We start from the raw sequence: 12,226 nt of genomic DNA on the forward strand, positions 1-12,226 counted from the left end.
CCGTTAGGTTGTTGAAGTAGCTTGCCGCGAAATCGCCTCATACGCCGACGTTAACGGGTTATGTTGATGGGGTATTTCATCGAGATATCATGTTCGATGTGGTCGATACCCATGTGAGAAAACGCAGCCTCTTACGACTGCGTCGTTCTAACCTCAAGCGGCGTGGGACGCCTTTATAGAGTCTGCGGTTAAGTGCGCTTACGCTCAACCGGCCGCAACAGGTGAGTCGGTGGCATTTCACAACTGATCTTGCGCCCCAGCAACGCTTCGATCGACGGCAACTGGTAGGAGTCATCCTCACCGGCGAAGCTGATCGAAACCCCGGCGGCCCCGGCACGACCGGTACGGCCAATCCGGTGCACGTAGTCGTCCGGGACTTCCGGCAGGGTGAAGTTGATCACGTGGCTGATGCCGTCGATGTGGATCCCACGACCGGCCACGTCGGTGGCCACCAGCACACGAACCTTGCCCTCGCGAAAGCCTTCGAGGGTCTTGATGCGCTTGTGCTGCGGCACATCGCCCGACAGTTGCGCCGCGTTGACGCCATCGCGCACCAGGCGTTCCTCGATGCGTCGCACTTCGTCCTTGCGGTTGGCGAACACCATCACCCGTTCCCAGCCGTTGTCGTTGACCAGGTTGTAGAGCAGCTTGTACTTGTCGGCACCGGCCACTGCATAGATGTGCTGCTCGACGTTTTCGCTGGCGACGTTCTCGGCTTCGATCTCGACGATGGCCGGGTCGGTGGTCCACTGCTTGGCCAGGTTCATCACGTCGTCGGTGAAGGTGGCGGAGAACAGCAGGGTCTGGCGTTCGCTCTTCGGCGGGGTCTGGCGAATGATCTGGCGGACCTGGGGGATGAAGCCCATGTCGAGCATGCGGTCGGCTTCGTCCAGGACCATCACTTCGACCATGTCCAGGTGCACGTCGCCGCGCTGGTTGAAGTCCAGCAGGCGGCCCGGGGTTGCCACCAGGATGTCGCAATGGCGGGCCTCGAGGTGCTTGAGTTGCTTGTCGAAGTCCATGCCGCCGACGAACGTCATGACGTTCAGGCCGGTGTACTTGGTCAGGTCGGCGGCGTCCTTGGCGATCTGCACCACCAGTTCGCGGGTCGGGGCGATGATCAGCGCCCGCGGCTCACCCATGTAGCGTTCCTTGGGCGGCGGGGTCTGGAGCAACTGGGTAATGATGGAGATCAGGAACGCGGCGGTCTTGCCGGTGCCGGTCTGGGCGCGACCGATGGCGTCCTTGCCGGCGAGGGTATAGCCCAGCACCTGCGCCTGGATGGGCGTGCAGTACGGGAAGCCCAGGTCCTGGATGGCGTGCATCAGTTCCGGGGCCAGTTTGAAGTCGTGGAAGCGGGTCTTGCCTTCCTGGGGAGGCACGACGAAATCTTCCAGCTTCCAGGCGACGACCGGCGATTTCGGCGCCCGTTCGCGGCGTGGCCGGGGGGATTCGTTGCGTGGTTTCTCCGGTGCCGGCGCTGCGGCGGGCTTGGCCGCGGGTGGGGCTGCCGGCTGTTTTTTCTCCTGCACCCCAGGGGCGGTCCGGCGCGGTTGCTGCGCATCGGGACGGCTCGGGCTGGGGACTGGCGCGCTGGCGGCGGGCGCGAGCTGTTCGGCCTCGCTTTTACCGAACATCTTCTTGAGTGCTTTGAGCACGGTCATCTCATCGATTGGTTAAGGAATGTACGCCGGCCAGTGTAATGCAAGAAACGGGCGCGGCGTAGTGGGTTCGTCAAAGGCCCGGGGTGACCAGGGGCCTCTCAGCGCAAGCGTTCGGCCAGCCACTGGCCAATGTCGCGAATCTCCTCGGGTAACACTTCGTGGCCCATTGGGTATTCCTGCCATGTCACGGTGACACCATGCTGCTTCAGGTACTCCTTGGCGGTGCGACCCATCGGGTTGAGCACGACTTCGTCGTACTGCCCGTGCAGTGCCAGCACCGGGATGCGTTGCTGGCTGGCCGATAATTGCAGCTCTTCGCCAAACGTCGGGGCATAGGTGGACAGGGCGACCACACCGCCCAGCGGGCCCTGCCATTTCACGAACGCCGTGTGATAGACCACCGCGCCGCCTTGGGAGAACCCCGCCAGGAAAATCCGCGAGGCGTCTATTCCGCCGGCTCGCTGGGTTTCGACGAGGTCGATGACCCGTTGTGCCGAGGCTTCCAGTTGCTGTTCGTCGATGGCCCGCGCCGGGCTCAGGGCGCGGATGTCGTACCAGCTGGGCATGGCATAGCCGCCATTGATCGTTACGGGCTGGGTCGGTGCCTGGGGCAGAACGAAACGCGTGGTGAGCAGGCTTTGCTGCAGCATCTCGGCCACTGGCAGGAAATCAAAGCGATCGGCGCCCAGGCCGTGGAGCCAGATAACGCAGGCATCGGCGGTGCCGCTGGGCTCGAGAATCAAGGGGTCGGTCATGGCGTTGCTCCAAATCTGTGCGGCTGCGCCCTATCAGTGCATTGTTACGGTGCGCGGCCGGTGTCTCAGTTAATTAGATGTCGCAAACTTGCAACTTTTTGTCTTGACGTGTTTCGCAAGGCCCAAGCGCAGCGGTGTGGTACGGGCTTTGCTATGAGGATGCCTGAGTGATGATTCTTACGCTGCGCGGTAACACTATCAGCTTGCCGCGACGCATGGGATATCGGAAATCCGGTGATGGATGTTCGCCAACAGCCGCTACGGGCTTCGCGAACGTGAAGGGCTACAGCCCGTTCGGCCGATTGGTGAGAAGTGGGCGCGACCACCGATGCGTGGACGTTCTCATTAATAGACTCATAGCGAAGGTCCAGACGTCGGTTGACCCTAAAAAAAGCCAACAAGGGTCGGCAATGCCTCAAAAGGGTGCGACAGGACTCAAGCTCCGACACAACAAGAGCAAAACTGGAGGTTTGAATGAAGTTACTGAAATCCACCCTGGCTGTCGTGACTGCAGCAGCTGTGCTCGGTGTCAGCGGTTTCGCGCAGGCGGGTGCAACCCTGGACGCGGTACAGAAGAAGGGTTTCGTGCAATGCGGCGTGAGTGACGGCCTGCCGGGTTTCTCGGTGCCTGACTCGTCCGGCAAGATCGTCGGCATCGACGCTGACTTCTGCCGCGCCGTGGCCGCTGCCGTGTTCGGCGACGCGACCAAGGTCAAGTTCAGCCAGTTGAACGCCAAGGAGCGCTTCACCGCGCTGCAATCGGGCGAAATCGACGTACTTTCGCGCAACTCCACCATGACCAGCTCCCGTGACGCGGGCATGGGCCTGAAGTTTCCAGGCTTCATCACCTACTACGACGGCATCGGCTTCCTGGCGAACAACAAGCTGGGTGTGAAGAGCGCCAAGGAACTGGACGGCGCGACCATCTGCATCCAGGCCGGTACCACCACCGAGCTGAACGTGTCCGACTACTTCCGCGCCAACGGCCTGAAGTACACCCCGATCACCTTCGACACCTCCGATGAAAGCGCCAAGTCGCTGGAATCCGGTCGTTGCGACGTGCTGACCTCCGACAAGTCCCAGCTGTTCGCCCAGCGCAGCAAGCTGGCTTCGCCGAAGGACTACGTCGTCCTGCCGGAAACCATTTCCAAGGAGCCACTGGGCCCGGTCGTGCGTAACGGCGACGACGAGTGGCTGGCGATCGTGCGTTGGACCGGCTACGCGCTGCTCAACGCCGAAGAAGCGGGCGTGACCTCGAAGAACGTCGAGGCCGAAGCCAAGTCCACCAAGAACCCTGACGTCGCTCGTATGCTGGGCGCCGACGGTGAGTACGGCAAGGACCTGAAACTGCCGAAGGACTGGGTCGTCCAGATCGTCAAGCAAGTCGGCAACTACGGTGAAATGTTCGAGCGCAACCTGGGCAAGAGCACTCCGCTTGAAATCGACCGCGGCCTGAACGCGCTGTGGAACGCTGGCGGCATCCAATACGCACCACCAGTGCGCTGATGGTTCTATCACCCGGTGGGCCAACCACCGGGTGATGTTCTGTTCCATTCTTTGCGGGGCACTTCATGCAAAATTCAATCGGCGCACCAAAGCAGAGGCTCAGCCTCAGCGATCCAAAAGTGCGTGCGTGGGTATTTCAGATCGTCACGGTCGTGGCGGTCATCGCGTTGGGCTGGTACCTGTTCGACAATACGCAGACCAACCTTCAGCACCGGGGCATCACCTCCGGTTTCGGCTTCCTGGAACGCAGTGCCGGGTTCGGCATTGCCCAACACCTGATCGACTACACCGAAGCGGACAGCTATGCCCGCGTCTTCGTGATCGGTTTGCTCAACACGCTGCTGGTGACCTTCATCGGCGTGATCCTGGCAACCATCCTCGGCTTCATCATCGGTGTCGCACGCTTGTCGCAGAACTGGATCATCTCCAAGCTGGCGACGGTCTACGTGGAGGTTTTCCGCAACATCCCGCCGCTGCTGCAAATCCTGTTCTGGTACTTCGCGGTATTCCTGAGCATGCCGGGGCCGCGGGCCGCCCACAACTTCGGCGACACTTTCTTCGTCAGCAGCCGTGGCTTGAACATGCCGGCCGCCCTGGTGGCGGACGGGTTCTGGCCGTTCGTTGTCAGCGTGGTGCTGGCGATCGTCGCCATCGTGCTGATGACCCGCTGGGCCAACAAGCGTTTCGAAGCGACCGGCGAGCCGTTCCACAAGTTCTGGGCCGGCCTGGCGCTGTTCCTGGTGATCCCGGCCTTGAGCGCGCTGCTGTTCGGTGCGCCGGTGCATTGGGAGATGCCGCAGCTCAAGGGCTTCAACTTCGTCGGCGGCTGGGTGTTGATCCCGGAACTGCTGGCCTTGACCCTGGCCTTGACGGTGTACACCGCGGCGTTCATCGCCGAGATCGTGCGTTCGGGCATCAAGTCGGTCAGCCATGGCCAGACCGAGGCGGCTCGCTCCCTGGGCCTGCGCAACGGTCCGACCCTGCGCAAGGTGATCATCCCGCAAGCCCTGCGCGTGATCATTCCGCCGCTGACCAGCCAATACCTGAACCTGGCGAAGAACTCCTCCCTGGCCGCCGGCATCGGCTACCCGGAAATGGTCTCGCTGTTCGCCGGCACGGTGTTGAACCAGACCGGCCAGGCCATCGAGGTGATCGCGATCACCATGAGTGTGTACCTGGCGATCAGTATCAGCATTTCCTTGCTGATGAACTGGTACAACAAGCGCATTGCGCTGATCGAGCGGTGAGGAAACGCGCATGACATCCCATACTTTCAAGCCTGACATGCCGCCACCGAGCAACAGCATCGGTGTGGTGGCGTGGGTGCGCGCCAACATGTTCTCCAGCTGGATCAACACGCTGCTGACCCTGTTCGCGTTCTACCTGATCTACCTGATCATCCCGCCGCTGCTGCACTGGGCGATCCTGGATGCCAACTGGGTCGGCACCACGCGCGCCGACTGCACCAAGGAAGGCGCCTGCTGGGTGTTCATCCAGCAGCGTTTCGGCCAATTCATGTATGGCTATTACCCGACGGAGCTGCGCTGGCGCGTGGACCTCACGGTGTGGCTGGCCGTGATCGGCGCGGCGCCGTTGTTCATCTCGCGCTTCCCGCGCAAGGCGATCTACGGCCTGAGCTTCCTGGTGGTGTACCCGATTGTCGCCTGGTGCCTGCTGCACGGTGGCGTGTTCGGCCTCGATACCGTGGCGACCAGCCAATGGGGCGGCCTGATGCTGACCCTGGTGATCGCCACCGTCGGCATCGCCGGCGCCCTGCCGCTGGGCATCGTCCTGGCCCTGGGCCGGCGTTCGAACCTGCCGGCGATCCGGGTGGTCTGCGTTACCTTCATCGAGTTCTGGCGCGGCGTGCCATTGATCACGGTGCTGTTCATGTCGTCGGTGATGCTGCCGCTGTTCCTGCCCGAGGGCATGAACTTCGACAAGCTGCTGCGGGCACTGATCGGGGTGATCCTGTTCCAGTCGGCCTACGTGGCCGAAGTGGTGCGGGGCGGCCTGCAAGCCATTCCCAAGGGGCAGTACGAAGCGGCCGCGGCGATGGGCCTCGGTTACTGGCGCAGCATGGGCCTGGTGATCCTGCCGCAAGCCCTGAAGCTGGTGATCCCGGGTATCGTCAACACCTTCATCGCCCTGTTCAAGGACACGAGCCTGGTGATCATCATCGGCCTGTTCGACCTGCTCAACAGCGTGAAACAAGCCGCCGCCGACCCGAAATGGCTGGGCATGGCGACTGAAGGCTACGTGTTCGCCGCCCTGGTGTTCTGGATTTTCTGTTTTGGTATGTCCCGCTATTCCATGCATTTGGAACGCAAGCTGGACACTGGCCACAAGCGTTAGGAGTTGACTCATGAGTGAAGCGATCAAACAGCCTGTGAGCCCTGAAGGCATTATTCAGATGCAGGGCGTCAACAAATGGTACGGCCAGTTCCACGTGTTGAAGGACATCAACCTGAACGTCAAGCAGGGCGAGCGTATCGTGCTGTGCGGTCCGTCGGGCTCCGGCAAATCCACCACCATCCGCTGCCTCAATCGCCTGGAAGAACACCAGCAGGGCCGCATCGTGGTGGACGGCGTTGAATTGACCAACGACCTCAAGCAGATCGAAGCGATCCGCCGTGAAGTCGGCATGGTGTTCCAGCACTTCAACCTGTTCCCGCACCTGACCATCCTGCAGAACTGCACCCTGGCGCCGATGTGGGTACGCAAGATGCCCAAGCGCAAGGCCGAGGAAATCGCCATGCATTACCTGGAGCGCGTGCGCATTCCAGAGCAGGCGCACAAATACCCGGGCCAGCTCTCCGGCGGCCAGCAGCAGCGTGTGGCCATCGCCCGTGCCCTGTGCATGAAGCCGAAGATCATGCTGTTCGACGAACCGACCTCGGCCCTCGACCCGGAAATGGTCAAGGAAGTACTCGACACCATGATCGGCCTGGCCGAGGACGGCATGACCATGCTATGCGTGACCCACGAAATGGGCTTCGCCCGCACCGTGGCCAACCGCGTGATCTTCATGGACAAGGGTGAAATCGTCGAGCAGGCCGCGCCGAACGACTTCTTCGACAACCCGCAGAACGACCGCACCAAGCTGTTCCTGAGCCAGATCCTGCATTGATCCGACCTTAGGCAGTGAAATGAACCCGGACTTGTCCGGGTTTATTTTTAATGGACCGCTCAGCAAGCCGTGAGGGTCTCGTGTTCCTTGTGCACCGTCGTTTTGAATTGCCGCAAGTCTGCGTCTTCAGCGAAGGCATGGGCATCGGCAAGCAAATGCGGATAGCGATCAAGCAGGCGCATCAGCAAGATCAACGCCTTGGGTGGCACTACCTCGCCGCGCTCGTAGCGGGAAAACGCATTGTGTCCTCCGCCCGATAGCAGCAGTACCGCTTCCTTTTGCGATAGATGCAGTTTGCGCCGGACACGTTTGATCTCTTCGCCGATCATTCGCCTGGCCGCGTTGACCAGCTCATCACCTGCGTGGTCGTAGCGATCCGAGCAGCTTGAATCGAGCTCGACTTCGCCGCACATCTGACATTCCCAGCCAGACAAGTCATCGACCCGGCGTTCCAGTCCCTTGACGCTCATGGTTTCGCCGCGACCTTCGAAATGCAACATGCCCTCCGGGGCACCACAGCTGAAGCATTGCTGGTGTTTCATGAGTTTTTCTCCTTGAAGGAAATTACCGGTGGGCCTCCGCTGGGACGGTACGTCACCTTCAGGTAAATCTGCAGGCCGTGTGAATTGGCGTGGTAGACGTCATGCCAGACTCGATGGTCGTCATAGGTGGTCATCGATTTATAGAACTGTTTTCGCCCAAGCCCATGGATGACCTGCTGCATGTCCGAGACGTTCAAACCGAGCGTCCGAGCAGTGTTCTTCGCAGTGCTGGTGAAAGCTTTCCCTTTAAGCCGCCTGACATCCGCCTGTATCGCCACCAAGGCGTAATGGGGTGTGTTCTTTTCCATGGAACGGTATGCCTTGTCCTTAAATTACCCTTAAAGGGTAATGCTGACTAATCGAAAATTTCGCTCGTTTGCCGTTCCATGACCCTAGGCGGTTGCCGTCCTACGCGAAGCTGACTAACATGTCAGGAAATTCATCCTATGATTGGATGAAAAGGCGAGTCCAATGTCAGATATTTCTCCACTCATAAAGCGCTCCCTGGTCGACCAAGCCCTGGAACAGTTACGCCAGCGCATCCGTGAGGGTGTCTGGGCCGTCGGCCAGCGCTTGCCTACCGAGCCGGAGTTGGTGGCCGAGCTGGGGATCAGTCGCAATACCGTGCGCGAGGCCATGCGGGTGCTGGCGTTTTCCGGGTTGATCGAGATCCGCCAGGGGGACGGGAGTTATGTCCGGGCGACGGTCGATCCGCTGGACACCGTCAAGGTGTTGTCGCGCTGCTCACTGGATCAGGCCCGCGAGACCCGCCATATCCTTGAAGTCGAAGCCATCGGCCTGGCCGCATTGCGCCGCACCGACGACGACCTGCTTGGGTTGCGCCAGGCCCTGGCTGCCAGCGGTGAGCACTACCATGGCGACCTGGAGCACTACATCGCCTGCGACCTGGTGTTCCACCGGCGCTTGGTGGATGCCGCGCACAACCCGGCGCTCAGCGAGCTGTATGGCTATTTTTCCAGCGTGATCGGCGCACAGTTGCGCCAGACCCTCAACATCGCCCCCCGTCATCAACACGTGTTCGACCTGCACGTCGACATCCTCGATGCCGTCGAGCAACAGGATCCGCAACGGGCCAAGTCCCTGTGCCGGCAGTTGATCAATGAACCCTGAAACCGAGTTTTCCATGTCCCGTGACCCGCTACACCGCAGCCCCTCGACAACGCCCCGGCGCGCCGCCGAACTCGAAGAATTGTTGATCGACGCCGAAGCTGACGACGAGCAGGCGCAGGCGAGCCCTCCGCTCGTGCGCCGGCCCTGGTTGCTGCTGGTTGGCCTGATTCTGGTAGCGCTGAACTTGCGCCCGGCATTGTCGAGCATGGCGCCGCTGCTCAGTGAAGTGTCCAGGAGCCTCGGGCTTTCGGCGGCCCAGGCCGGTTTGCTGACGACGCTGCCGGTGTTGTGCCTGGGCCTGTTCGCGCCGTTGGCGCCGGTACTGGCGCGACGGTTCGGCGCCGAGCGTGTGGTGCTGGGCATCCTGCTGACACTGGCCGGGGGGATCATCCTGCGCAGTTCGTTCGGCCAGGTCGGATTGTTCGTCGGCAGTCTCCTGGCGGGCGCCAGCATCGGGGTGATCGGCGTGCTGCTGCCGGGCATCGTCAAGCGCGACTTCGCCAGGCAGGCCGGCACCATGACCGGCGTCTACACCATGGCCCTGTGCCTGGGAGCGGCGATGGCCGCCGGGGCCACCGTGCCCTTGAGCGAACACCTGGACCATCGCTGGACCCTCGGCCTGGGCTTCTGGGCGGTGCCGGCGTTGCTGGCTGCGCTGTGCTGGCTGCCGCAAGTGGGGCAGAAGCACGGGGCCCACCAGGTGGCGTATCGGGTCCGCGGCTTGCTGCGCGATCCGCTGGCCTGGCAAGTCACGCTGTACATGGGGCTGCAGTCGTCCCTGGCCTACATCGTGTTCGGCTGGCTGCCATCGATCCTCATCGGGCGCGGCCTGAGCCCGACCCAGGCCGGGCTGGTGCTGTCCGGCTCGGTCATCGTCCAGCTGGTCAGCTCCCTGGCCGCGCCCTGGTTGGCGACGCGCGGCAAGGACCAACGGCTGGCCATCGTGCTCGTCATGCTCATGACCCTCGGCGGGCTGTTCGGTTGCCTTTATGCGCCGATCGACGGCCTGTGGGGCTGGGCGATCCTGCTGGGCCTGGGCCAGGGCGCCACGTTCAGCCTGGCGCTGACGCTGATCGTCCTGCGCTCGCGGGATGCCCACGTGGCGGCGAACCTGTCCAGCATGGCCCAGGGCTTTGGCTACACCCTGGCATCGCTGGGGCCGTTCGCGGTGGGTGTGGTCCATGACTTGACCGGCGGTTGGGACGCCCTGGGCTGGATCTTCGGCCTGGTCGGCCTGGGTGCGATCATCGCCGGCGTCGGGGCTGGCAGGGCGCGGTACGTCGGCGTCAGCAGCGAGCGGGTCACCGGGCTTCGTTGATGTCATTTTCATGGCGAATGACGATAGTCTTCATCGCCAAGGCAGATTATCGTGCAGGTCTACTGAAACGAATGCCGGAGTCTGTCCATGAGTGATGCCCACAACGCCCTGATCACCCGTTTTTACCAGGCCTTCCAGCGGCTGGACGCCGAAGCCATGAGCGCCTGCTACACCGACGACGTGGTGTTCAGCGACCCGGCGTTCGGCGTGCTGCGCGGCCGTGACGCGGGCGACATGTGGCGCATGCTCACCACCCGGGCCAAGGACTTTTCCCTGACCTTCGACGGCGTGCGCAGCGATGAACGCACCGGCGGCGCCCATTGGGTGGCCACCTACCTGTTCAGCCAGACCGGTAACGTCGTGATCAACGACATCCAGGCGCGCTTCGTTTTCCGCGATGGCAAGATCTGCGAGCACCACGACAGTTTCGATTTGTGGCGCTGGTCCCGCCAGGCACTGGGCACCAAGGGCCTGTTGCTGGGCTGGACGCCACTGGTGCGCAACGCGGTCCGGGCCCAGGCGCTCAAGGGGCTGCGGGCGTTCCAGGCCAGTCGCTGATAAGATCGCGGCTTGTTTCTGCGTCCCTGTTGAACATCCCGTGACGACCGCCAACGAACTGTCCGACCTGCCTGTCGAGAACCCCGCCGAACCGGGCAAGCCCTGGTTCGTCTACCTGGTGCGCGCCGCCAATGGCTCGCTGTACTGTGGCATCAGCGATGACCCGGTAAGGCGTTTTGCCAAGCACCGGAGTGGCAAGGGCGCGCGTTTCTTCCTGTCCAGCCCGGCCGTGGCGCTGGTGTACACCGAAGCGTGCCGCGACAAGGGCGAGGCCCTGCGCCAGGAACGCTTGATCAAGAAGCTCAGGAAAAGCGCCAAGGAGTGCCTGGTGGCCAGTGTCGCGCCGCTCATCAACGGCACTGATACACCTTCATCAGGCCAGTAGGCTGCCTCGACGTGGCGCGCTAAGCTGCTAGCCTCATTCCTGCAGTGGCCAATTCCATGTCAGAGCTGATCCTTCATCATTACCCGACGTCTCCTTTCGCGGAAAAAGCCCGGCTGCTGCTGGGGTTCAAGGGCCTGTCCTGGCGCTCGGTGCACATTCCGCCGATGATGCCCAAGCCCGACCTTACGGCATTGACGGGGGGTTATCGCAAGACGCCGGTGTTGCAGGTCGGCGCCGATGTCTATTGCGACACGTCCCTGATCGCCCGCCGCCTGGAGCAGGAAAAGGCCTCGCCGGCGTTATTCCCCGAAGGCCGGGAAATGATCGCGGCGTCCTTTGCGACGTGGGCCGATTCGGTGGTGTTCCAGCATGCGGTGAGCCTGGTATTCCAGCCAGAATCCATCGCTGTGCGCTTCGCCAAACTGCCGCCCGAGGCCATCAAGGCGTTCATCACCGACCGTGCCGGTCTTTTCAGCGGCGGTAGCGCCACGCGTTTGGCGGCCGAGCAGGCCAAGCATCAATGGCCCACGATCATGGCACGTCTGGAACAGCAGTTGCAGCGCGAGGCAGGGGACTTCCTGCTGGGCGAGCCCTCGATCGCCGACTTCGCCATGGCCCATCCGCTGTGGTTCCTCAAGGGCACCCCGGTGACCTCGCCGCTGGTGGACGCGTATCCGGCTGTTTCGGCATGGTTGGCAAGGGTGCTGGGTTTCGGCCATGGCGCGTCGAGCCAGATGAGTGCCGAAGAAGCCTTGGACGTTGCCCGCAACGCGACACCGGCAGCGCTGCCGGATGAGGTATTCGATGAGCCGAACGGATTCGCGGCAGGGCAGCAGGTGACCATTGCCGCGACGGACTATGGCGTCGATCCGGTGGCCGGGAAGTTGTTGTTTGCCGGCAGCGAAGAATTGATTCTGCGTCGCGAAGACGAGCGTGGCGGGGTGGTGCATGTGCACTTTCCACGGCTGAGTTTTAGGTTGTCAAACTGATGTTCGAGTTGAATGAAGACTTTGCAATTGAAGTGGCGGCTTGAATGACTTTCAAGTTGTTATTTGCTCGGCGAGTAAATCTAATTTTTCAGTGTTGATGTTTTGGAATAAGTCTTATTGCTATAACATATAAAATACTGTCAACAGTGACAGTGGTTAGTCGTGTGAAACAAAAATATATTTTCTGTGAGCTGAAGGTGTAGTTACGGATGTATCTGGCGCTCACCTAAAAATCGGTCAGGAGAAAA

General features: G+C 61.8%; 13 protein-coding genes. 9 read left to right on the forward strand and 4 right to left on the reverse strand.

The features are described 5' to 3' along the window. Nucleotides 1-188: 188 nt before the first annotated feature. Both rhlB and Q6A48_RS12575 read right to left on the reverse strand, forming a co-directional pair. The gene (gene rhlB, locus Q6A48_RS12570; protein WP_304554423.1) at nucleotides 189-1,664 is read right to left on the reverse strand and encodes an ATP-dependent RNA helicase RhlB; all 1,476 of its coding nucleotides are present in this window, start codon (nucleotides 1,662-1,664) and stop codon (nucleotides 189-191) included. Between the two features lie 98 nt (nucleotides 1,665-1,762). Beyond that, nucleotides 1,763-2,419 (reverse strand): alpha/beta hydrolase, encoded by a 657-nt coding sequence (locus tag Q6A48_RS12575; protein ID WP_304554424.1) that lies wholly within the window; start codon nucleotides 2,417-2,419, stop codon nucleotides 1,763-1,765. Between the two features lie 474 nt (nucleotides 2,420-2,893). Between Q6A48_RS12575 and Q6A48_RS12580 the strand changes: the two genes are divergently transcribed. The 4 genes from Q6A48_RS12580 (at nucleotide 2,894) to Q6A48_RS12595 (ending at nucleotide 7,055) form a co-directional block, all read left to right on the forward strand. Beyond that, the gene (locus Q6A48_RS12580) at nucleotides 2,894-3,925 is read left to right on the forward strand and encodes an amino acid ABC transporter substrate-binding protein (protein WP_304554425.1); all 1,032 of its coding nucleotides are present in this window, start codon (nucleotides 2,894-2,896) and stop codon (nucleotides 3,923-3,925) included. 65 nt (nucleotides 3,926-3,990) lie between these two features. Next, nucleotides 3,991-5,172: an amino acid ABC transporter permease gene (locus Q6A48_RS12585; protein WP_304554426.1), complete on the forward strand. Its 1,182-nt coding sequence runs from the start codon at nucleotides 3,991-3,993 to the stop codon at nucleotides 5,170-5,172. Nucleotides 5,173-5,182: 10 nt separating this feature from the next. Then, the gene (locus Q6A48_RS12590) at nucleotides 5,183-6,280 is read left to right on the forward strand and encodes an amino acid ABC transporter permease (protein ID WP_304554427.1); all 1,098 of its coding nucleotides are present in this window, start codon (nucleotides 5,183-5,185) and stop codon (nucleotides 6,278-6,280) included. A 10-nt stretch (nucleotides 6,281-6,290) separates the two neighbouring features. Then, nucleotides 6,291-7,055, forward strand: a complete 765-nt coding sequence (locus tag Q6A48_RS12595) for an amino acid ABC transporter ATP-binding protein (protein WP_003178331.1) — start codon at nucleotides 6,291-6,293, stop codon at nucleotides 7,053-7,055. Between the two features lie 59 nt (nucleotides 7,056-7,114). Here the strand turns inward: Q6A48_RS12595 and Q6A48_RS12600 are convergent, their stop codons facing one another. Further along, nucleotides 7,115-7,597 (reverse strand): type II toxin-antitoxin system MqsA family antitoxin, encoded by a 483-nt coding sequence (locus Q6A48_RS12600; RefSeq protein ID WP_304554432.1) that lies wholly within the window; start codon nucleotides 7,595-7,597, stop codon nucleotides 7,115-7,117. Beyond that, complete coding sequence (locus Q6A48_RS12605; RefSeq protein ID WP_304554433.1) at nucleotides 7,594-7,905, reverse strand: type II toxin-antitoxin system MqsR family toxin; 312 nt, start codon at nucleotides 7,903-7,905, stop codon at nucleotides 7,594-7,596. The genes Q6A48_RS12600 and Q6A48_RS12605 overlap by 4 nt, the downstream gene beginning before the upstream one ends. A 163-nt stretch (nucleotides 7,906-8,068) precedes the next feature. Here Q6A48_RS12605 and Q6A48_RS12610 point away from each other — a divergent pair, with 163 nt between their 5' ends. From Q6A48_RS12610 to Q6A48_RS12630, 5 genes are all read left to right on the forward strand, one after another. Further along, entirely contained in the window at nucleotides 8,069-8,728 is a 660-nt protein-coding gene (locus Q6A48_RS12610; protein WP_304554434.1) for a FadR/GntR family transcriptional regulator, read from the forward strand. After that, on the forward strand, nucleotides 8,718-10,046 hold the full coding sequence (locus Q6A48_RS12615; protein ID WP_304554435.1) for a CynX/NimT family MFS transporter: 1,329 nt from the start codon (nucleotides 8,718-8,720) through the stop codon (nucleotides 10,044-10,046). The genes Q6A48_RS12610 and Q6A48_RS12615 overlap by 11 nt, the downstream gene beginning before the upstream one ends. Before the next feature lie 87 nt (nucleotides 10,047-10,133). Next, nucleotides 10,134-10,604 (forward strand): nuclear transport factor 2 family protein, encoded by a 471-nt coding sequence (locus tag Q6A48_RS12620; RefSeq protein ID WP_304554436.1) that lies wholly within the window; start codon nucleotides 10,134-10,136, stop codon nucleotides 10,602-10,604. 40 nt (nucleotides 10,605-10,644) lie between these two features. After that, nucleotides 10,645-10,989: a GIY-YIG nuclease family protein gene (locus Q6A48_RS12625; protein ID WP_304554437.1), complete on the forward strand. Its 345-nt coding sequence runs from the start codon at nucleotides 10,645-10,647 to the stop codon at nucleotides 10,987-10,989. Between the two features lie 56 nt (nucleotides 10,990-11,045). Next, the gene (locus Q6A48_RS12630; RefSeq protein ID WP_304554438.1) at nucleotides 11,046-11,978 is read left to right on the forward strand and encodes a glutathione S-transferase family protein; all 933 of its coding nucleotides are present in this window, start codon (nucleotides 11,046-11,048) and stop codon (nucleotides 11,976-11,978) included. The last annotated feature ends 248 nt before the right edge of the window (nucleotides 11,979-12,226 follow it).

This window comes from Pseudomonas citrullilanati (genome assembly GCF_030580855.1).
Classification (GTDB): Bacteria; Pseudomonadota; Gammaproteobacteria; order Pseudomonadales; family Pseudomonadaceae; genus Aquipseudomonas; species Aquipseudomonas citrulli.

Bases quoted from the DNA above. Each gene is read 5' to 3' on its own strand.
- rhlB (WP_304554423.1), bottom strand. From the start codon at position 1,664: ATGACCGTGCTCAAAGCACTCAAGAAGATGTTCGGTAAAAGCGAGGCC.
- Q6A48_RS12575 (WP_304554424.1), bottom strand. From the start codon at position 2,419: ATGACCGACCCCTTGATTCTCGAGCCCAGCGGCACCGCCGATGCCTGC.
- Q6A48_RS12580 (WP_304554425.1), top strand. From the start codon at position 2,894: ATGAAGTTACTGAAATCCACCCTGGCTGTCGTGACTGCAGCAGCTGTG.
- Q6A48_RS12585 (WP_304554426.1), top strand. From the start codon at position 3,991: ATGCAAAATTCAATCGGCGCACCAAAGCAGAGGCTCAGCCTCAGCGAT.
- Q6A48_RS12590 (WP_304554427.1), top strand. From the start codon at position 5,183: ATGACATCCCATACTTTCAAGCCTGACATGCCGCCACCGAGCAACAGC.
- Q6A48_RS12595 (WP_003178331.1), top strand. From the start codon at position 6,291: ATGAGTGAAGCGATCAAACAGCCTGTGAGCCCTGAAGGCATTATTCAG.
- Q6A48_RS12600 (WP_304554432.1), bottom strand. From the start codon at position 7,597: ATGAAACACCAGCAATGCTTCAGCTGTGGTGCCCCGGAGGGCATGTTG.
- Q6A48_RS12605 (WP_304554433.1), bottom strand. From the start codon at position 7,905: ATGGAAAAGAACACACCCCATTACGCCTTGGTGGCGATACAGGCGGAT.
- Q6A48_RS12610 (WP_304554434.1), top strand. From the start codon at position 8,069: ATGTCAGATATTTCTCCACTCATAAAGCGCTCCCTGGTCGACCAAGCC.
- Q6A48_RS12615 (WP_304554435.1), top strand. From the start codon at position 8,718: ATGAACCCTGAAACCGAGTTTTCCATGTCCCGTGACCCGCTACACCGC.
- Q6A48_RS12620 (WP_304554436.1), top strand. From the start codon at position 10,134: ATGAGTGATGCCCACAACGCCCTGATCACCCGTTTTTACCAGGCCTTC.
- Q6A48_RS12630 (WP_304554438.1), top strand. From the start codon at position 11,046: ATGTCAGAGCTGATCCTTCATCATTACCCGACGTCTCCTTTCGCGGAA.